Annotated in this window: 19 protein-coding genes; 11 read left to right on the top strand and 8 right to left on the bottom strand. The window is 66.7% G+C overall.

All coding sequences use genetic code 11. The annotated features are described in order from the left end of the window. Positions 1-54: 54 nt before the first annotated feature. Positions 55-732, bottom strand: a complete 678-nt coding sequence (locus ACIBK2_RS14880) for an MBL fold metallo-hydrolase (RefSeq protein WP_396967425.1) — start codon at positions 730-732, stop codon at positions 55-57. Positions 733-939: 207 nt separating this feature from the next. On the opposite strand from ACIBK2_RS14880, the gene ACIBK2_RS14885 reads away from it, so the two are divergent. Then, entirely contained in the window at positions 940-1,788 is an 849-nt protein-coding gene (locus ACIBK2_RS14885) for a TPM domain-containing protein (protein WP_396967427.1), read from the top strand. Positions 1,789-2,961: 1,173 nt separating this feature from the next. Beyond that, positions 2,962-3,780: a MerR family transcriptional regulator gene (locus ACIBK2_RS14890; protein WP_396967429.1), complete on the top strand. Its 819-nt coding sequence runs from the start codon at positions 2,962-2,964 to the stop codon at positions 3,778-3,780. Between the two features lie 114 nt (positions 3,781-3,894). On the opposite strand, the gene ACIBK2_RS14895 is transcribed toward ACIBK2_RS14890, so the two are convergent. Together ACIBK2_RS14895 and ACIBK2_RS14900 are read right to left on the bottom strand one after the other, a co-directional pair. Next, positions 3,895-5,334 carry a molybdopterin-dependent oxidoreductase gene (locus tag ACIBK2_RS14895; RefSeq protein ID WP_396967431.1) on the bottom strand — a complete coding sequence of 480 codons (1,440 nt, stop codon included), beginning with the start codon at positions 5,332-5,334 and terminating at the stop codon, positions 3,895-3,897. A gap of 262 nt (positions 5,335-5,596) precedes the next feature. Next, on the bottom strand, positions 5,597-6,883 hold the full coding sequence (locus tag ACIBK2_RS14900) for an acyltransferase (RefSeq protein WP_396967433.1): 1,287 nt from the start codon (positions 6,881-6,883) through the stop codon (positions 5,597-5,599). Positions 6,884-6,946: 63 nt separating this feature from the next. Here ACIBK2_RS14900 and ACIBK2_RS14905 point away from each other — a divergent pair, with 63 nt between their 5' ends. After that, positions 6,947-7,564, top strand: a complete 618-nt coding sequence (locus tag ACIBK2_RS14905) for a TenA family protein (protein WP_396967435.1) — start codon at positions 6,947-6,949, stop codon at positions 7,562-7,564. Positions 7,565-7,694: 130 nt separating this feature from the next. On the opposite strand, the gene ACIBK2_RS14910 is transcribed toward ACIBK2_RS14905, so the two are convergent. After that, a complete protein-coding gene (locus ACIBK2_RS14910; RefSeq protein WP_396967437.1) occupies positions 7,695-8,615 on the bottom strand; it encodes an NADP-dependent oxidoreductase in 921 nt (306 codons plus the stop codon). Between the two features lie 202 nt (positions 8,616-8,817). Between ACIBK2_RS14910 and ACIBK2_RS14915 the strand changes: the two genes are divergently transcribed. Beyond that, positions 8,818-9,543, top strand: a complete 726-nt coding sequence (locus ACIBK2_RS14915) for a DUF899 domain-containing protein (protein ID WP_396967439.1) — start codon at positions 8,818-8,820, stop codon at positions 9,541-9,543. Positions 9,544-9,598: 55 nt separating this feature from the next. Beyond that, on the top strand, positions 9,599-10,048 hold the full coding sequence (locus ACIBK2_RS14920; protein ID WP_396967441.1) for a DUF1707 domain-containing protein: 450 nt from the start codon (positions 9,599-9,601) through the stop codon (positions 10,046-10,048). A 57-nt stretch (positions 10,049-10,105) separates the two neighbouring features. On the opposite strand, the gene ACIBK2_RS14925 is transcribed toward ACIBK2_RS14920, so the two are convergent. After that, the gene (locus ACIBK2_RS14925) at positions 10,106-11,497 is read right to left on the bottom strand and encodes a glycine--tRNA ligase (protein WP_379282597.1); all 1,392 of its coding nucleotides are present in this window, start codon (positions 11,495-11,497) and stop codon (positions 10,106-10,108) included. A 217-nt stretch (positions 11,498-11,714) separates the two neighbouring features. Between ACIBK2_RS14925 and ACIBK2_RS14930 the strand changes: the two genes are divergently transcribed. The 4 genes from ACIBK2_RS14930 (at position 11,715) to ACIBK2_RS14945 (ending at position 14,605) form a co-directional block, all read left to right on the top strand. Beyond that, positions 11,715-12,602 carry a hypothetical protein gene (locus ACIBK2_RS14930; RefSeq protein ID WP_396967443.1) on the top strand — a complete coding sequence of 296 codons (888 nt, stop codon included), beginning with the start codon at positions 11,715-11,717 and terminating at the stop codon, positions 12,600-12,602. 83 nt (positions 12,603-12,685) lie between these two features. After that, the gene (locus ACIBK2_RS14935) at positions 12,686-13,036 is read left to right on the top strand and encodes a metalloregulator ArsR/SmtB family transcription factor (RefSeq protein ID WP_328410690.1); all 351 of its coding nucleotides are present in this window, start codon (positions 12,686-12,688) and stop codon (positions 13,034-13,036) included. A 3-nt stretch (positions 13,037-13,039) separates the two neighbouring features. Continuing rightward, positions 13,040-13,486, top strand: coding sequence for a Fur family transcriptional regulator (locus ACIBK2_RS14940; protein ID WP_396967446.1), 447 nt, complete (start codon positions 13,040-13,042; stop codon positions 13,484-13,486). 138 nt (positions 13,487-13,624) lie between these two features. Beyond that, positions 13,625-14,605, top strand: coding sequence for a hypothetical protein (locus ACIBK2_RS14945; protein ID WP_396967448.1), 981 nt, complete (start codon positions 13,625-13,627; stop codon positions 14,603-14,605). A 99-nt stretch (positions 14,606-14,704) separates the two neighbouring features. Here the strand turns inward: ACIBK2_RS14945 and ACIBK2_RS14950 are convergent, their stop codons facing one another. Continuing rightward, complete coding sequence (locus tag ACIBK2_RS14950) at positions 14,705-14,845, bottom strand: hypothetical protein (RefSeq protein ID WP_396967450.1); 141 nt, start codon at positions 14,843-14,845, stop codon at positions 14,705-14,707. Positions 14,846-14,872: 27 nt separating this feature from the next. On the opposite strand from ACIBK2_RS14950, the gene ACIBK2_RS14955 reads away from it, so the two are divergent. Beyond that, positions 14,873-15,634, top strand: coding sequence for a hypothetical protein (locus ACIBK2_RS14955; RefSeq protein ID WP_396967452.1), 762 nt, complete (start codon positions 14,873-14,875; stop codon positions 15,632-15,634). A gap of 77 nt (positions 15,635-15,711) precedes the next feature. Here the strand turns inward: ACIBK2_RS14955 and ACIBK2_RS14960 are convergent, their stop codons facing one another. After that, entirely contained in the window at positions 15,712-16,686 is a 975-nt protein-coding gene (locus tag ACIBK2_RS14960; RefSeq protein WP_396967454.1) for a hypothetical protein, read from the bottom strand. 102 nt (positions 16,687-16,788) lie between these two features. Between ACIBK2_RS14960 and ACIBK2_RS14965 the strand changes: the two genes are divergently transcribed. Beyond that, positions 16,789-17,391: a TetR/AcrR family transcriptional regulator gene (locus tag ACIBK2_RS14965; RefSeq protein WP_396967456.1), complete on the top strand. Its 603-nt coding sequence runs from the start codon at positions 16,789-16,791 to the stop codon at positions 17,389-17,391. Positions 17,392-17,541: 150 nt separating this feature from the next. On the opposite strand, the gene ACIBK2_RS14970 is transcribed toward ACIBK2_RS14965, so the two are convergent. Next, complete coding sequence (locus tag ACIBK2_RS14970; protein ID WP_396967458.1) at positions 17,542-17,817, bottom strand: YggT family protein; 276 nt, start codon at positions 17,815-17,817, stop codon at positions 17,542-17,544.

A 17,817-nucleotide genomic window follows, 5' to 3' on the forward strand; every position in this document is an offset into this window, starting at 1 on the left:
GCTTCGCCCGGGTTGTTCGGGGATCTACCCGAGTCGGGCAGGTCCGGATCCCGGCTACCAGCCGCGTTCCCGCCACTCGGGCAGGTGCGGGCGTTCGGTGCCGAGGGTGGTGTCGTCGCCGTGGCCGGGGTAGACGACGGTGTCGTCGGGGTAGCGGGCGAAGAGTTTGCCGGTGACGTCGCGGTAGAGCGAGTCGAAGTCCGCCGGGCTGGTGGTGCGGCCGAGGCCGCCGGGGAACAGGGAGTCGCCGGTGAACAGGTGGACTCGTTGGTCGCCGTCGGTGAGGGCCAGGGTGACCGAGCCCGGAGTGTGGCCGCGCAGGTGGATGACCTCGAAGGTCAGCTCGCCGATGTGGATGTGGTCGCCGTCTTCGAGCAGACGATCCGGTCGGACCGGGAGCGGGTCGGCGTCGAGTTCGTGTGCGGCGGTGGGCGCCCCGGTGGCAGCGGTCGTCTGCTTCAGCGCCTGCCAGTGGTCAGGATGCTGATGTGTCGTGACGATGACGCCGATCTGACCCGGCGCCACGAAATCGATGAGTTCCGCGACGCGCTCGGCCTCGTTGGCGGCATCGATGAGTAGCGCCGCGCCGGTGGCCGTGCATTGCACGAGGTAGCAGTTGTTGTCCATGCCGCCGACGGACATCTTGATGATGCGGGCACCCGGAACGTCATGCTGCTGCGGATCGGAACCCGGCGAGACATGACCGGTATACGGGCGATCGATGTTGATCACACCGTCGATGCTATCGACCGGCGCGATCGGCTGCCATTCCGCGAGTTCCCCAGCTGGTCGGCAGCGTTCAGGTCGGCCGAGCACAGCTTCGTTCGCGGCATGCGATGGCTCGTGATCCACACGGTATGCACGTGCGTCCAGCCCGGAACTTCCGGTTGCGGCGTTGACCAGCAGCCCGATGACGGGGTCGCGCGATAGATTCGTGCCATGTCGCTGCCGAATCGTGTTGCCCGCTGGACTTCCTGGGTGGTGCTCAGCGTGCTGTTCGCCGGGGCCGCGCTGGTCGGTGCGCCGACGGGGACGGCGGAGGCGCCGCTGCGGATGGACACCTACGTCGTCGATTCCGCGCAGGCGCTGAACGGCGGGCAGCTCGATCAGGTGCGGTCGGCGGTGGATCAGCTGTACGCCGATCAGCAGGTGCGGCTGTGGGTGGTCTACGTGCGCGATTTCGGTGGGCTCGGGCCGGAGGTGTGGGCGCAGCGCACGGCGTCGCAGTCCGGGTTCGGCGATCGCGACCTGTTGCTCGCGGTCGCCACGCAGGATCGCTCGTACTGGTTCTATGGGGAATTGCCCAGCGGCGTCAGCGATTCCAAGTTGAACAGCCTGCTGACCCGCGACGTGGAGCCCGCGCTGCGAGACGGTCGGTGGGCGGATGCGGGTGTCGCGACGGCGGATGGTCTGAAGTCGGCGATGCGGGGCGGCGGCGTGAATGTCGGCTTCCTGCTCGTCATCGGTGTGCTGGTCGTGCTCGTCGTGGGCGGGTTCGTACTGTTCGCGCGCAAGCGGCGGCGCGACCGCGCGAAGGCCGAGCTCGCGGTGGCGCGAGGTGGACCCGGACAACACCGCCGCGCTGGGCGCACTTCCGCTGGAGGCGCTGCACGCGCGCTCGCGGGAGGCGCTTGTCGAGATCGACAATGCGATCCGCACCAGCGCCGAGGAATTGGAGCTGGCGACCGGCGAGTTCGGCACGACCGCCGCGCTGCCCTTCAACACGGCGCTCGATCATGCGAAAACGGCTGCCTCCAAAGCCTTCTCGATCAGGCAGCGACTCGATGACGACATCCCGGAGACGCCGGACGAACAGCGCATGCTCCTGGTCGACCTGATCGGCACGGTCGGACGGGCCGATCGCGAACTCGACGCCCAGGTCGCCGAATTCGACGCCATGCGCAATCTGCTGATCAACGCCGCCGACCGATTGGACGGGCTGACAAGGGATCTCGTCGAGCTGAAGAGTCGCCTGCCCGCGTCTGAGGCGGAACTGACCCGGCTCACCGCCGCGCATCCCGCCAGCGTGCTCGCCCCGATCCACGACAACGCGACCATGGCGCGCGAACGAATCACCTTCGCGGAGCAGAACATCGACGCGGGTCGCGCGGCGCTCACCCAGCCGGTGGGCAAGCAGGGCGGCGCGGTCGCCGCGATCCGCGCGGCGGAGGCGGCGGTCGGCCAGGCCCGTACCCTGCTCGACGGAATCGACAACGCGTCCGCCAACATTCAGCAGGCACGCGACGGCCTGGCCGCGGTACTGGATGAACTGCGCCGCGATATCGCCTCCGCCACCGAGCTTTCCGGTTACGGCGGCCCAGAGCTGGCCGCCGCGACAGCGACCGCGCAGACCACCCTCGACAAGGCCGCGGCCGCCGCGACCGCCGACCCACTCGACGCCTTCCACGACGCGGTAGCCGCCGACGGCGAACTGGACCGCGCCATCGCCGCCGCCACCGATCGCAAACTCGCCGCCGAGGATCTGCGGCGCAGGCTCGACCAGGCGGTGACCGACGCCCGCTCCCGCGTGAGCGCCGCGTCGGACTACATCACCACCCGGCGCGGCGGCATCGACGCCGAGGCACGCACCCGGCTGTCCGAGGCACAACGCAATCTCGATGCGGCGCAACAACTCGGCGCCACCGATCCCGCGCGGGCCCTGACCAGCGCCCAGGCCGCCGCCGACCTCGGCGGACGGGCGCTGCAGGCCGCGCAGGCAAGCGTGCGGGCCTGGGAAACGGCCCAACCGGTGTCGGGAACGTCGCAGGCCGGAGCGGTGCTCGGCGGCATCCTGATCGACGGACTGCTGCGCGGAGCGGCGAGCGGCGGCCGTCGCTCCGGGTCGGGCGGCTGGAGCGCGGGCTCCTACGGCGGTTCCACGGGTTCGCGGCGGATCAGCCGCGGCGGCCGGTTCTGAGGCTTGACCCTGACACCGTGTGAGGACATAGACCAGGAGTCGTTATGTTCACCATCGGAGACTTCGCCAGACACGGCCGGGTGTCGGTACGCATGCTGCGCCACTACGACGCGCTCGGGCTGCTCCGCCCGGATCGGGTCGACGAGCACAGCGGCTACCGCTTCTACTCCGGCGGGCAGCTGGCCCGACTCAATCGCCTTGTCGCACTGAAGGATCTCGGCTTCACGCTGGAGCAGGTCGGCCAGATCCTGGACGACCAGGTGAGCGGCGCGGAACTGCGCGGCATGCTCACCCTGCGCCGCGCCGAACTCGAACAGCGCATCGCGAGCGACCGGGCCCGGCTCGTCCAGGTCGAAACGAGGCTCCGCATCATCGAGAAAGAGGGCGCCATGCCTGTCCACGACGTGATCATCAAGTCCATTCCGGCGGTCCGGGTAGCCGAATTGACCGCTGTCGCCGCCGGTTTCGAGCCCGAAGCGATCAGCCCGGTCATCGGCCCACTCTTCGAGGACATCTGCAGACGGCTGGAAAAAGCCAGCGTGCCGATCATCGGTTGCGCCATCGCGTACTACGACCAGCGCGAAGACGGCACGGTACTCGCACATGCCGCCGTGCCGGTCGACCTCGCCCCGAGCGACGCCCACGATTTCACCGTCGTCGACCTGCCCGCCGTCCCGCAGGCCGCCACGATAGTCCACCGCGGCAGCATGAACGAGGTGCTCGAACCCTGGCAGGCCCTCGGCCGCTGGGTCGACGAAAACGGCTACCGCCTGAGCGGCCCCAGCCGCGAAGTAACCCTGGTCTACACCGAAGACCCGAACGGCTGGGTCACCGAACTACAGGAACCGATCGTCCCGAAGTAGCCCGAGCCCCGCCCATCGAAATCCGCACTCTCTCTCGGGATCAGCACTCGAAATAGGGCCCTACATTGGGTGCAGATCCCGAGAGTGAGTGCGGCTGTTGCTGATAGCGGCAGCTCAGGCCCGGACGGTGATCGTGTGGTAGCCGGACGGGCCGGTGGGGAATGGGGGGCGGTGGCGGCCTTCCTGCACTTCGCCGGAGCGGCTGGTGGCCCTGGCCTGGATCCGGTGGTCTCCTGGTGGCAGTTCCACGGCGATGCGCCAGCGGCGCCAGGCGGCGGGAGCTAGTTCGGTGGCGAGATCGGTTGGGCGCCAGTCTCCTTCGTCGATGCGGACCTCCACGTCGGCGACGCCGTGCGGCGGGGCCCAGGCGACTCCGGCGATCGTGGTGGTGCCCGCGGCGGCGCGGCCGGGGGCGGTGACGTCGATGCGGGCCTGTGGCGTTACCGGGAGGGGGCCTGCGGGCCAGCCGCGGCGCCACCAGTAGTCGACGTGGGTGTCGTCGGTGAGTTCCAGTTCGCCAAGCCATTTCGCGCCGGTGTATTGACCGTAGAGGCCGGGGACGAAGACGCGGGCGGGGAAGCCGTGGGCGGGGGTGAGCGGTTCGCCGTTCATGCCGATCACCACGTAGGCGGGCCATTCGCCGGAGCGCAGCGGGTCGAGCGGCAGTGAGATCGTGTAGCCGTCGACGGCCCTGGTGACCAGGCGGGTGGCGTCGGATTCCGGGATGGTGTGTTTCAGCAGATCGGCCAGCGGCACGCCGAACCAGCGGCCGTTGCCCACCCGGCCCTCGCCGGGATGGTTGTGCAGGCACACCATGACGGCGTCGAATTCCACTGCGTCATCGGCCAATTCGTTCAGCGACAAGCGCAGCGGGTGCGCGACCTTGCCGGTGACGGACAGCCGCCAGTGGGCCGGATCGATCCTGGGTGGTCGCAGGTTGACATCTGCGACGTACATTCGGTGCGCCGCGGTGACCAGCGGCGACAGCCTCGGCTCGTCCTCGAGCCCGTCCTGTGGGACCACGCCCAGCGCGCCCATCGGGCCGATCCGGCGAATGTCGTTGTCCTGCTTACGGTCCAGATCGTGCTGCAAAGTGTGCGCGGCCACGAGCATCCCGGCGCCCGTCGCCAGCCAGGTCAGCGCGCCGAGTCCGCGCGGCCGCCTGCGCAGGCCGGCGGCCAGCACTCCGGAGGCTGCGACCGCACCGGCGACGGTGGACGTCGAGCGGGTCGGCAGTCGCGTCGCCAACGCGGCCGCACCGGCCCCCGCCGCCACCGCGACGGGTGTGCGCAGCCGTTCCGGCAAGGCACCGAGCCCGAGCGCGCCGGCGACCACACCCGCGGCGACACCCAACCGGGTGACGGTCTTGTCGTGCCGACCGGACATCGCGACGGCGGCCTCGACCACCGGCACCGGCGCGACATCGATGAGCGCACGTCCCAGGGTGTCGATCAGCGAGCCACCCCGGGTCGCGGCGATCGCCTCGCCGACCCCGAGCGCCGCCACCCCGACCGCGGCCGCTGCGACCCCGCTCCGGTCTCCGTTCGTCACCACCGCCGGCACACCCGCTTCCAACCCGATCGTCCGCTGTCACCAAGCATTCTGCCCGAACGGCAGCACCGGCCAGCCGCTTTCCCCCGCCGCAGGTGCTCCCCCGACAGCTACGCCGACCTGCGCACCCGAGCACCAGCGACTCGCACCACCAGCGGCGACCCGCAGGTCACGCCGATCTCGTACTGCTGACACGGCGGACAGACCTACCCGCCGGTCGCCGACCATCTCCGCCGCGTCGTGCTGGTTATGCGACCCAAACGCGTCAGCTACCAGTAGCGGCCAGCTCGATTGTCTCCTCGGACAGCGCGGTCAGTTCTTTGCCGACCGCGGCGAGCAGCCGGTCCGCGTCGGCACCGCCGCCGAGCAGCCCGACGGTCAGTTGACCGTGGAACGTGTAGAGCAGGAAAGTGACCGCGGCGGAAGCACCTGCCGACGGCCTGGGGTGGGCGGAGAGATAGACGATTTCGTAGTCGGTGAGCACGAGTCCGACGGGTGTCCTGAACGGTGGCACAGCGCCGGTATTGGTGATCGCGACGTGCTCGGCCAAGGCGTGCGTCCGGTTGGTTCCGTAGAAGTCGGGGAAGTGCAGTACCGACTGTTGCACGATGCCGTCGGCCAGGTCGTCGCGAAGTCGTTCCGAAATCCGTTGGGCCAGTTCGAGAACACTGCCCGAGAGATCGATCCCGGCGGCGAACGACGCGAGTCCGGCCATGTTGGTGCCCGCGGCGGGTGCCACCCTCGGGTCCAGCCGCGACCGCATATCCACCGGGTACAGACAGCGCACCGGCACCGGACCGCTTGTGGCATCTGATGTTTCGGACGCGTAGGCGCGCAGCAGTGCGGCGGTGACCAACCCGTTGACGCTGACGCCCCGATGATGGCCGAGTCCGACGATCCGCGCCGTCGCCGCCTGATCCAGCCGAGCGCGCCTGGGCCGGACCAGCGAGCTAGGTGCCGGATCACCAACGGAGACAGGCGCTACCGTCGGCGGTAGCGGCCGCGTCACGCTCTCGAAGCCGGACACCCGGCCCTCGGTAATGCCATGACGTGCCGTATGCCACTCCAGTGACTGCGGATAGTCCTGCGGCACAACACTTATCGGCGTGGACTCGACGATATCGGTATAGAAGCCCCAGAACCGCGACAGCAGTTCGACGCAGTGCCCGGCATCCGCGATGCTGTGATGCGCGAACAGCGTGACCCGCCATCGACCGGCGCCGGACATCACCGCGTCCAGATACGCCAGCTGTGTTGCGGGGTCCACCGGGGTGGCCGGCAAACTCACAGTCTCCACGTCGCCCACAGTGACCGAGGCGCCGACTCGCGAATCTCCTGGGGGCAGTAGATAACCCGATCCCGCCGCATCTTCCTCGATCCGGCACATCACTACCGGAAACGCCAGCTGCAATGCGGCGAAAGCCTCCTTCAACGCTGCCGGATCGAGTTCTCCCGATACCGACACCGACCGGCCCGTGTAGGTGCCGTGCCGTACAAATCGCTGTTCCGATGGTGCCAATGCGCGCACCACGTCGTCCTCATCCCGCCACACATCGCAAGCGTGCGGCAACACCGGCTCGAGGCGCAAATGAACGAATGAGGAACACTGGACGACATGAGTCTCGCCGCGCATCTGGAAGAACTCGGCCGTCCCTTGGTCGAGCATCAGCTCGACCATCCGACCGTGGCGGGCATCGCCAAGGGCGACCTGCCCGAGCCGATCTTCCGTTCCTGGCTGGAGCAGGACTATCTCTTCCTGCTCGACTACGTCCGGGTGTTCAGCCGGCTGGCCTGGCAGGCCCCGGCGGACCACCTCGGCGACCTGGTGGATCTGGCGCACGCCACGTATCACGACGAGCTCACACTGCACCGTTCCCTGGCCGCGGAGTTCGGCGCCGACCTCGGCGGTGTCACCAAAGGTGTTGCCTGCGAGGAGTATACGAAGTTCCTGCTCGACTCGGCCGCCAACTACGCGGAGGGTCTGGTCGCCATGTACCCGTGCATGTGGGGCTACTCCACCCTGGGTGCACGCCTCGCCGAGAACCCGCCCGCCGAACCGCGCTACCGCCGCTGGGTCGACACCTACGCCGACCCCGCCTTCGCCGCCCTCACCCGCCGCTGCGCCCAGATGATCGACGATGCGGGCGCCGACCCGGACCGCGCGGAACAGCTCTTCCGCGAAGGCATGCGCCACGAGCTCGCCTTCTGGGACGTCCCGGCGCACGCCTCTTGATTCCCGCGCCGGGAATCGCATGGGATTTCAGGACGGATTCAGGGAGTCATTGCAACGCCGTTCAGCAGGGAGTGTTGTGGTGACTCCCCGAATCCGCTCAGGTGCGGAAATCAGGAAGCGTGCACGCCAATCAGGGGCGCAGCACGATCTTGCCGCGAGTGTGCCGCTGCTCCAGCTCGCGGTACGCCTCTTGCACCTTGTCGAGCGGATACACACCGGCAATCGGCACCTCTACAGTGCCGGCCGCCGCTAGATCGGCCAACTCGGTGAGCACATCGATGGTGCCCGCAGCAGCATTGCCGTCCGCCTTCACGCCGTACTTCTCCGCGGCGGCAAAGTTGATGATGGTGTCGATGCGCTCCACCGGAACACCCAGTTCAACAGCGATATCCACATAATCTGCACCGAACGTATCGATGAACGCGTCCACACCATCCGGCGCGGCGTCCCGGAGCCGGTCGATCAGCCCGTCCCCGTACGCAACCGGTGTCACCCCGACCTTCCGCAGCCATTCATGATTGCCGTCACTCGCGATACCGATCACCTCGGCCCCGCGCGCACGCAACAGTTGCACCGCGATCGAGCCGACACCGCCGGCCGCACCGGATACGACGACCGTGTCGCCCTCGTTGGCCTTCACCGCCCGTATCGCCGCGAAAGCCGTTGTGCCAGCGACATATAACGCACCGGCGACATCCCAGTCCAACCCGGCAGGCTTGGGCGTCACCTGCGCAACGGGCACCACAACATGCGTCGCATGACTGGCCCGGTCATCGGTGAACCCGAGCACCTCGTCCCCGACCTCGATACCACCGACCTCCGCGCCGATCTCCACGATCCGCCCCGCGAAATCGGTGCCCTCGCCCGATGGAAACGTCGAGGGCCACCGATCATGCAGTGCCCCGCTACGGATGTACGCCTCACCCGGATTGATGCCCGCCGCGACCACCGCGACGACCACCTGCCCAGTCCCGGCGGTCGGCGTCGCAACCTCGACCACCCGCAACTCCTCGATCCCGCCATACCGATCGAACTTCACCGCTCTTGCCATGCTGAGCTCCTCGCTTCGGTGACTTAAGGCACATCGAGCGTCAACGGCCCACCCGGCCCGGTTAATTCCCGCGCTGACAAGTCCGAAAACGCAGCTCACGTCAATCCCGCTGAACACACTCCTGCCCTATCGACCGATGTATTCGCCCCAACCATCCGGTCTACACACACGGATCACTGTGCCCGAATCAAGGGAGAACCTCATGAACCGTCCGGCCGTAGCAACCCACGACGAATGGCTTGCGGCCCGCAAGACCCTGCTGGCCGAGGAGAAGGCGCTCACCCGCCGACAAGACGAGCTGGCGGCCGCGCGCCGCGCCCTGCCGATGGTCGCGATCGACAAGGAGTACGTATTCGAAGGCGCGACAGGCAAACTCACGCTGAGCGAGCTGTTCGAGCACCGCCGCCAGCTCATCGTCTATCACATGATGTGGCGCTGGGACCTGAACGCGGGCTGCCCCAGTTGCGCGTTCCTGCTGGACAGCGTCGGGCACCTCGCCCACCTGCACCACCAGAACACCTCGTTCGCGGTGGTGTCGCGCGGACCGTGGGACGTGCTGCAGGGCTATCAGGAACGCATGGGCTGGACCTTCCCCATGTATTCCTCGCACGGCAGCGATTTCAACTACGACTACCACGCCACCCAGGACGAGTCCGTCACCCCGATCGAATACAACTTCCGCACCAAGGCCGAGATCGAGGCCAGCGGGCAGACCTGGCAGCTCGACGGTGAACAGCCGGGCACCAGCGTCTTCTGGCGCGACGACGACGATGCCATCTTCCATACCTACTCGTCCTACGCCCGCGGCGGCGACGTCCACATCGGCACCCACAACTACCTGGACCTCACCCCGCTCGGCAGGCAGCGGCATGTCGGCGAGGCCGTGCACCACGACAGCTACGACGCGGACGTGCCGCACTGCCACTGAAAGTCTGGGCGCAATTGAAGCGCGGATCACCCAAAACCGCCCTACGCTGGCACTCGTGGGTGCGGAGAATGTGCGGGCGTCTGATGCGGACCGCGAGAAGATCGTCGAACAGCTGCGGCACGCGATGAACGAGGGCAGGCTGACGCTGCACGAGTACGACGACCGGCTGCAGCAGGTGTACAGCGCCAAGACCTACGGGGAACTGACGCCGGTGCTGGCCGACCTTCCGGCCCAACGCGACTCGCGCGCGCCGGTGTCGAAGCGGGTGCCGCAGTGGGTCGTCATCATGTGGACCCCGTGGGTCTTCGTGAACATGCTGACCCTGTTGATCTGGGTGGCCACCGGCGCGGGCTACTTCTGGCCGTTCTGGGTGGCGGTGCCGTGGGGCATGGCGTTGCTCATCCCGACCGCGATCGGAATCACCGTGCAGGGCAACAGTTCCGGCTCGGAGCGTCCGCAATTACCGCCGACGCCACCGACTCCGCCGCTGCCGCCGGGGCACTGAAAACAACGAACGACCCGCACCGATCACTCGGCGCGGGTCGTTTCGTTTCGCGAAGTCCTACGATCCAAGCAGGTGCTGCGCCAGGTAGCCCTCGACCTTGTCCAGTGCGATCCGCTCCTGCGTCATCGTGTCGCGCTCGCGGATGGTCACCGCCTGATCGTCGAGGGTATCGAAGTCGACGGTGATGCAGAACGGGGTGCCGATCTCGTCCTGCCGACGGTAGCGACGGCCGATCGCGCCCGCGTCGTCGAACTCCACGTTCCAGTTCCGGCGCAGTTGCGCCGCAAGGTCTTTCGCCTTCGGCGTCAGATCCGCGTTGCGCGACAACGGAAGTACCGCCGCCTTGACCGGCGCGAGCCTGCGGTCCAGCCGCAGCACGGTGCGAGTGTCCACGCCGCCCTTGGCATTCGGCGCCTCGTCCTCGGCGTAGGCGTCGACCAGGAACGCCATCAGCGAGCGGGTCAGGCCGGCCGCGGGCTCGATCACGTAGGGCACGTAGCGCTCGTTGGTGGTCTGGTCGAAGAAGCTGAGCTCGGTGCCCGAGTGCTCGGAGTGCGTCTTGAGGTCGAAGTCGGTGCGGTTGGCCACGCCCTCGAGCTCACCCCACTCGTTGCCCTGGAAGCCGAAGCGGTACTCGATGTCGGTGGTGCCCGCCGAGTAGTGCGACAGCTTTTCCTTCGGGTGCTCGTAGAGCCGCAGGTTGTCCGGGTTGATGCCGAGGTCGGTGTACCAGGCGAAGCGGGTCTCGATCCAGTACTTGTGCCACTGCTCGTCCTCGCCGGGCTTGACGAAGAACTCCATCTCCATCTGCTCGAACTCGCGGGTGCGGAAGATGAAGTTGCCGGGGGTGATCTCGTTGCGGAAGCTCTTGCCGATCTGGGCGATGCCGAACGGGGGCTTCTTGCGCGCGGTGGTCATCACGTTGGCGAAGTTGACGAAGATGCCCTGCGCGGTCTCGGGCCGCAGGTAGTGCATGCCCTCCTCGGACTCGATCGGGCCGAGGTAGGTCTTGAGCATCATGTTGAAGTCGCGCGGCTCGGTCCACTTGCCGACGGTGCCGCAGCTGGTGCAGGCGATCAGCTCCATCGAGACCGTATCCGGGTCGTCGATCTTGTGCTTGAGCGCGTAGGCCTCCTGCAGGTGGTCCTGCCGGAAGCGGTGGTGGCAGTTCAGGCACTCCACCAGCGGATCGTTGAAGACACCGACGTGACCCGAGGCCACCCACACCTGGCGCGGCAGGATCACCGACGAGTCGAGGCCGACGATGTCCTCGCGGCTAGTGACCATGGACCGCCACCACTGCCGCTTGATGTTCTCCTTGAGCTCGACGCCCAGCGGACCGTAGTCCCAGGCCGACTTGGTGCCTCCGTAGATCTCACCGCTCGGGTACACCAGACCCCGGCGCTTGGCGAGGTTGGCAACGGTGTCCACCTTCGACTTGGGTGCCACTCGAGAATTCTCCATCCACTACGAGTCGGATTCATTCGGTCCGATCAGACCTCGCCCACAGACTATCGGCCCTGCCCAACCGAGTTTCCACCGCACGGGCAACCTCGCCTGTGTCACTGGCAGCTTCTTGGTATTGCGGCCTTGACCGCCGGCAGGCAGCATCGTGGGGACACCGGTGCGATGCCTTGCCCGGCAAGAGCGTTTCCGGGGGTAGGCGATGTATCAGTATCCGCCAGACGAATTCGACCATCAGCGGTTCGACCGTGCGAGACGGCTCCGCATTATCGGGATCGTCGTCGGGATCATCGTGGTTGTCCTGGTGGTCGGCTATCTGGTCCTGAGGAACGCGCCGTCGCCGTCACATTCGACCGCACGGGTCACCCCGGCGGTGGACAACCGCGCCAAGGTCGACGCGAGTCACCCCTTCGAGCACACACCGGCGGCGATCTGGCCCGAGGGCGCGGCCGGCATCATGCCGCCACCCGCCCAACCGGTCGGCGGCCACCCGGCCGATCAGGTGGCCGACATCATGGACAAGGTGCGACAGCTGATCATCACCGCGCGACTGGATCGGCATGTGCTGCAGACCCACGATCCGGAACCGGTGCTCGCCCAGCTCGCCGCGCATCAAGTCGAAGACATCCGCGGCCGACTCGGCGACGACGCGCTCACCTGGTGGGTCACCACCAAACTCGCCGACCGCTACCCACTGCTGCCAGCGCTCCCCCGCGTCACCGGTTCGATGACACCGACGCTCAACGACAAGGGCGAATTGACGATCAAGACCAATTACCTGGTCGCCTACGCCTTCAACGTCGGCACCACGATGGTGGACGGTCCGATGGACATCATGGCGGTCGACCGGCAGGAGGTCGACTACGTGTGGGTGGACGATCCGGCGTACGACGCGGGGTCGCAGGGCATGTGGTTCGGCGAGGTCAAGGGCTTCGTCTACGCGGCCAACTGCCCGCTGCATCGTCGCGGCTTGCTTGCGCCGAGCTACCCCACCCCACCCCGCTTCGCACCGGCCGCGCCGGCGGCACCGCACAGCGAAGCGGAATACTTCGATCCGACGGTGCCGATCCCACAGGAGAACGACTGCTGAATCACCAACTCCCGGCGCGCCCGTTTGACATGCGCAACTGTGCATATCAAAATGGGATCGCTTTCCAATAAGGAGTTGGTGCCATGACCGCCGAGACCGCCACCGCCCATCCGCACAACCCGTACCGCTCGCCCGCGCCCGCGGCGGTACCGGCGCGCACCGTCCTGGAGGACGCAGGCGAGCTGCTGCGTGCGCTGGCCGCACCGGTCCGCATCGCCATTGTGCTGCAGCTGCGCGAGTCGCCGCGCTGTGTGCACGAGCTGGTCGACGCGCTCGGGGTCACCCAGCCGCTGGTGAGCCAGCATCTGCGCATCCTCAAGTCCGCGGGCGTCGTCCACGGCGAGCGGTCCGGTCGCGAGGTGCTCTACGAACTCGTCGACGACCATCTCGCGCATATCGTGGTCGACGCCGTCGCGCACGCCGAGGAAGGGTAATTCGTGCCTGAGAACAGTGTCGTTCCGCAGAAGGCGGTCGGCATCCGCAGCACCAGACAGCGCAGTGCCATCGCCGCACTGCTCGGCGACATCGAGGAGTTCCGCTCCGCACAGGAGTTGCACGACGAGTTGCGCAAGCGCGGCGAGGGCATCGGCTTGACGACCGTCTATCGCACGCTGCAGTCGCTGGCCGACGCGGGCCTGGTCGACGTGCTGCGCACCGACTCCGGTGAGTCCGTCTACCGCCAGTGTTCCACCGGCCACCATCACCATCTGGTGTGTCGCACCTGCGGGCGCACGGTCGAGGTGGAGGGGCCGACCGTGGAGGCCTGGGCAGGCGCCATCGCGCGCGAGCACGGGTTCACCGAGGTCAGCCACACCATGGAAGTGTTCGGCACCTGTGCCTCGTGTGCCGCGGCGGGCAACGGCGACGGCCGCACCACGTTGTAGTCCACGCTTCGGTTCACTCAGCGGACCGAGCTCTGGTTAACACCGGGCCTCCCCGTGCAGATTTCAACGCGAACCCACGAACGCCCGGCCGACCCGGGTGTCGCGCTCTGGGGTTTGCACATTTCCGGGAGGCTCAGCGTGCGTACGACCCTGATTTCATCTGTAGTTCCGGCGCGTAGCCGCCGAATCCGCACCGCCGCGGGTGCGGTCGCGCTGCTCAGCGCGGCCGCGATGGTCCTGACCGCCTGCAACGACAAAGACGGTGCGGCAACGCCGGTCTCGGCGACACCGGCCACCAGCGTGGCCGCCAACGGCGCACCGGGCAGCAACAACGCGAGTCAGTCCACGGTGCGGACCGTCGGCAAGACCGGCTGGTACGAGGGCTTCGACATCACCGTCAACAAGGCGACCGTGGTGCCCGACGAATTCGGCGGCGCGAAGGTGTTGATCGACATCACCTACAAGAACACCACCCTCGAGAACAACACGATCAGCAACAACACCTCACTGCTGGTCGGCAGCGAGGTCGACGGCGGCGCCAGCTGGGACAACCCGACGGTACCCGGCGGCGGTTCGGCCGCGGGCAAGGTGACCACGTCGGTCAAGTCCGCCAAGGATGCCGAGCATCTGATCGACACGATGACCGTGGTGTACGGGCAGGCCGCGGACAACCAGACCAAGATTCCGCTCAGCGCCGCGGGCAAGGTGGACAGCGTGCAGCCGAAGACGCTGCCCGTCACCGGCACGCTGGTCCAGGACCAGACCACCATCGAGGTGACCGCGGGCAAGCTCAGCCCGAGCTACACCAAGAACGAGCACGGCAAGAACGAGCTCGCGCTGCACATCAAAATCATTGGTGGGTCCGGGGTTTCGGCGGGCGGCAGCAATATCTTCACCGAGTACTTCTCGCTGAAGACGCCGGACGGACAGAGCCTGGTCGCCGACGATCGCAGCCCCATCAACGAACTGCTCGGCGCGAACCAGACCATCGACAACGCGAAAGACTATGTCGTCTTCGTCGTTCCGACCCCCGCCACCGGCAACTACGTTCTGACCTACAACAGCCAGAAGGCAGACGGCGCGGCCACCGCACCCACGTTGGCGTTCACCGTCAGCTGATCCGCGCATAATCCAGAGCGCCGGAGGCCGAATACTTTTCGGCCTCCGGCGCTTTATGCTGTCCGGAGCGCCTGCCCGCCACAACCTCGGCCCTGCGCATCAGTATCGTTCCGACGCTTCCATCGAAAATTTTCTCGAACTGATACCGATCCGCGCGGGCGGCTGGTTCGAATACTCGATGTTGAAGGGGTCCCATGACATGGCGATCGCATCGAGCCCGGCATCAGCCGCCTCCTCCATGCATCGCACGCAACCGAGGAGGAATTGATGCTGTTCCGCACGGCCTGGCGACGGGCCTTCTTGATCGGAGTTTCCGGGTCGCTGATGCTCGGCGGCGCGGCGAGCCCCGCCACCGCCTCCCCGGCCTCCGAAGCTCGAGATCAGGTACTGGCGAGTTTTGTTACCGGTTTCATGTGCGCAGGTGGCGGCAAAACCGAGCGAAGCGCACGATGGTACGTCGAGTTTCCGAAAATCCAGGATTCGGCACCGTACGACACCGGGGGTATTCGAATATTTTCGACCGCAGCCGACGCGTTCAATAGGGATCCGATTCTCAAATCAGGGTACGTCAGTGTCAAAACCGACGGATCCGGAGCATTCAACCCTTATTCTCGACAAAGGATTTGCGAGGACTTACCCGCTTTCGTGGAAATGCTGGCGTTGGTTCGCACAGACCAGAAGGGAGATCTTACAACTGGCGAGACCGAGGACAGAATGACGGAATTCTTTGACCAGAAGGCCAAGAAACACAAAGACCTCGTCTTGCGTGAGGACCCGGAAGGCATCGAGGAAGCCATCTCCTATGCCGCCAAGTTACAGGCCGAGCAGAAGGCCGAGAAAAAATTGGCGGATATGAACGAAAACGAACGCGAGGATGCCGATAGGGACATCGAGAACTTCACTGCAATTATTCAAAATCAACTCGCCTTGACCCCAGAAATAATAGCGAGGGCGAAGGCCGACCAGCCCGAAGAATATAAGCTCAAGGTCCCGTGCAACCCAGATGCCAAGGGCAATTGCCGCGTATGAGGACCTAGCTCGATCGAACGGGACATGACAGCGCGGCTACTCGACGTCCGCCGCCGTCATGTCCCCTTCGGCGAATCTCAGCCGGTGGTAGCCGGAATGGGAGCGAAAGTGGCGGGTTCGACGGAAGGACGGGCGCGCAGCGCACCGACACCGAGGAGCACCAGTGCTGCGGCGGCCCAAATGAGTAGCACCACAAGCGGTTTCCCAGCACCCGCACCGTCGAAGAAGGCGACTGAGCGCAGCAGCGAGGCGGCGGCGCCCGGTGGGAGGAGTTGGCCGATCGCGCCCCACGGTTGCGGGAGCAGTTCGGGGGCCGAGGTGGCGGCCGAGAAGGGGTTGCCGATGAGCAGCATGGTCAGGGCGGCTATGCCGATGCCCGCTCGGCCGATTGCGGCGGAGAGACCGACCACCGCGCCCGAGACGGCGAACGAGACGAGGCCGGCGACGGCGGCGAGTTCGAGGTAGGCGCCCGGTACGACCGACATCCACCCCTGGATGATCTCCATGCTCACGAGACCGCCCACCACACCAAAGGTGACCAGTCCCAACGCTTTTCCGCCGACCGTCGGAATCAGCAGGCTGAGCAGGACGCCCGCCGCAATGCCTGACAACGCCAGCGGCAACACCATGGCGCCGAACGCGGTGCCGCGTGGATCATCGGAGTCGGCGGCGACCACATCGTCCACCCGCGCCGCCGGAACACCGGACAGCTGCTGGCCGATCTGCGTGAGTTGTTGTGCGACAGCCGGACTCGCGGCGGAGGCGATCAAGACGCGCGGCAGACCGTCGCCGGTGACGATGGCGCCGTACACCTCTCGGTCCTCGATGGCGGCGCGAGCGGCGGCCTCGTCGGCGGGGCGGGAGATGTCGAAGGCGTCGGGACTGTGCTCGGCCAGCTGGCCGACGACCAGGTCGGCCTTGGGGCCGGTGACCGCGATGGGTAGATCACGGGGGGCGATATTGGCGGCGGGCCAGGCGAAGGCGATCAGCATCAGGGCCTGGAGCAGAGCGGCGCCGACGCCGACGGCGAGCGCACGCTGCGTGGTATTCATGACGTTCTCCCGTAAATCGAATGACCGTTCTCTTTCGATGCGGATATCGTCACTCGCACCCACGAGCTTGTCAAGAACGAATGTTCGTTTTACTTTGGAGCCATGCCCAGAGTCAGCGAAGAGCACCTGGAACGCCGCAGGCAACAGATCCTCGACGCCGCCCGCCTGTGCTTCGCCCGCAAGGGCTTCCACGAGACCTCGATGCAGGACGTCTTCGCCGAATCGGAGCTGTCCGCCGGGGCCGTCTACCGCTACTTCAAGAGCAAGGACGAGATCATCGGGGCACTGGCCACCCAGACCACGGTCAGCCTGCGCGCACTGATGACCGAGTTGATCCGCGTCGACCCGCTGCCGCCGCCGGACCGGCTGGTCGAGTCCCTCGCCGAGCACCTGGTCGCGAACAGCGGACCGGAAAGCCCGCTACGACTAGTCCCGCAGGCCTGGGCGCTTGCGCTCGTAGATCCCGAAGCCGCCGAGTACGTCAAGGAGGCGATCCGCGGCATCCGCGACTGCTGGTACGAATACACCGAACGCATGCGCGACGCGGGGTGGCTGCCCGCCGACACCGATATCCACGCGGTAGCCACCGCCATCATGGGCGTGCTGCCGGGGTTCATCTTGCAGCACTTGATAATCGGCGACATCGACCCGCAAACCCTGGCCCGCGGCCTCCGCACGCTACTCCCCTACGGACCCGCCGCCTGACCCTCCGCGCACGTCATAATCCGCACTCTCTCTCGGGATCTGCACTGTCATTAGGGCCCTAAAGGCAGTGCAGATCCCGAGAGAGAGTGCGGCAGTTGTGGGCCCGGGTCCGCCGGGTCGCAGGCACGGTTCGACGTGTCCGCGTGGAGACTAGAGGCTGAAGGCGATTCCGCGTAGGACCAGCGCGACGATGAATACCACTGTGAAGGCGAGGTCGATCGAGAGACCGCCGGCACGGATCGGTTGCAGGACCCGGCGGACCGGCGCGATGACCGGTTCGGTCGCGGCGTGCGCCAGTTCGCGGGGACGGTTCGCCCAACTCGGGCTGTTGCCGAGTGCCAACATCCAGTCGAACACCATCCGCGCGAGCAGCAACACGATGAATATCGTCAGTGCGTAACCGATGACGGTCCCGATAAGGCTCAT

This window comes from Nocardia sp. NPDC050175 (genome assembly GCF_044459885.1).
In the GTDB taxonomy this organism is placed as follows: domain Bacteria; phylum Actinomycetota; class Actinomycetes; order Mycobacteriales; family Mycobacteriaceae; genus Nocardia.

Coding starts and splice junctions, on each gene's coding strand:
- ACIBK2_RS14885 (WP_396967427.1), top strand. CDS start 940: ATGTCGCTGCCGAATCGTGTTGCCCGCTGGACTTCCTGGGTGGTGCTC.
- ACIBK2_RS14965 (WP_396967456.1), top strand. CDS start 16,789: ATGCCCAGAGTCAGCGAAGAGCACCTGGAACGCCGCAGGCAACAGATC.
- ACIBK2_RS14935 (WP_328410690.1), top strand. CDS start 12,686: ATGACCGCCGAGACCGCCACCGCCCATCCGCACAACCCGTACCGCTCG.
- ACIBK2_RS14970 (WP_396967458.1), bottom strand. CDS start 17,817: ATGAGCCTTATCGGGACCGTCATCGGTTACGCACTGACGATATTCATC.
- ACIBK2_RS14950 (WP_396967450.1), bottom strand. CDS start 14,845: ATGGAGGAGGCGGCTGATGCCGGGCTCGATGCGATCGCCATGTCATGG.
- ACIBK2_RS14955 (WP_396967452.1), top strand. CDS start 14,873: ATGCTGTTCCGCACGGCCTGGCGACGGGCCTTCTTGATCGGAGTTTCC.
- ACIBK2_RS14905 (WP_396967435.1), top strand. CDS start 6,947: ATGAGTCTCGCCGCGCATCTGGAAGAACTCGGCCGTCCCTTGGTCGAG.
- ACIBK2_RS14890 (WP_396967429.1), top strand. CDS start 2,962: ATGTTCACCATCGGAGACTTCGCCAGACACGGCCGGGTGTCGGTACGC.
- ACIBK2_RS14960 (WP_396967454.1), bottom strand. CDS start 16,686: ATGAATACCACGCAGCGTGCGCTCGCCGTCGGCGTCGGCGCCGCTCTG.
- ACIBK2_RS14910 (WP_396967437.1), bottom strand. CDS start 8,615: ATGGCAAGAGCGGTGAAGTTCGATCGGTATGGCGGGATCGAGGAGTTG.
- ACIBK2_RS14915 (WP_396967439.1), top strand. CDS start 8,818: ATGAACCGTCCGGCCGTAGCAACCCACGACGAATGGCTTGCGGCCCGC.
- ACIBK2_RS14930 (WP_396967443.1), top strand. CDS start 11,715: ATGTATCAGTATCCGCCAGACGAATTCGACCATCAGCGGTTCGACCGT.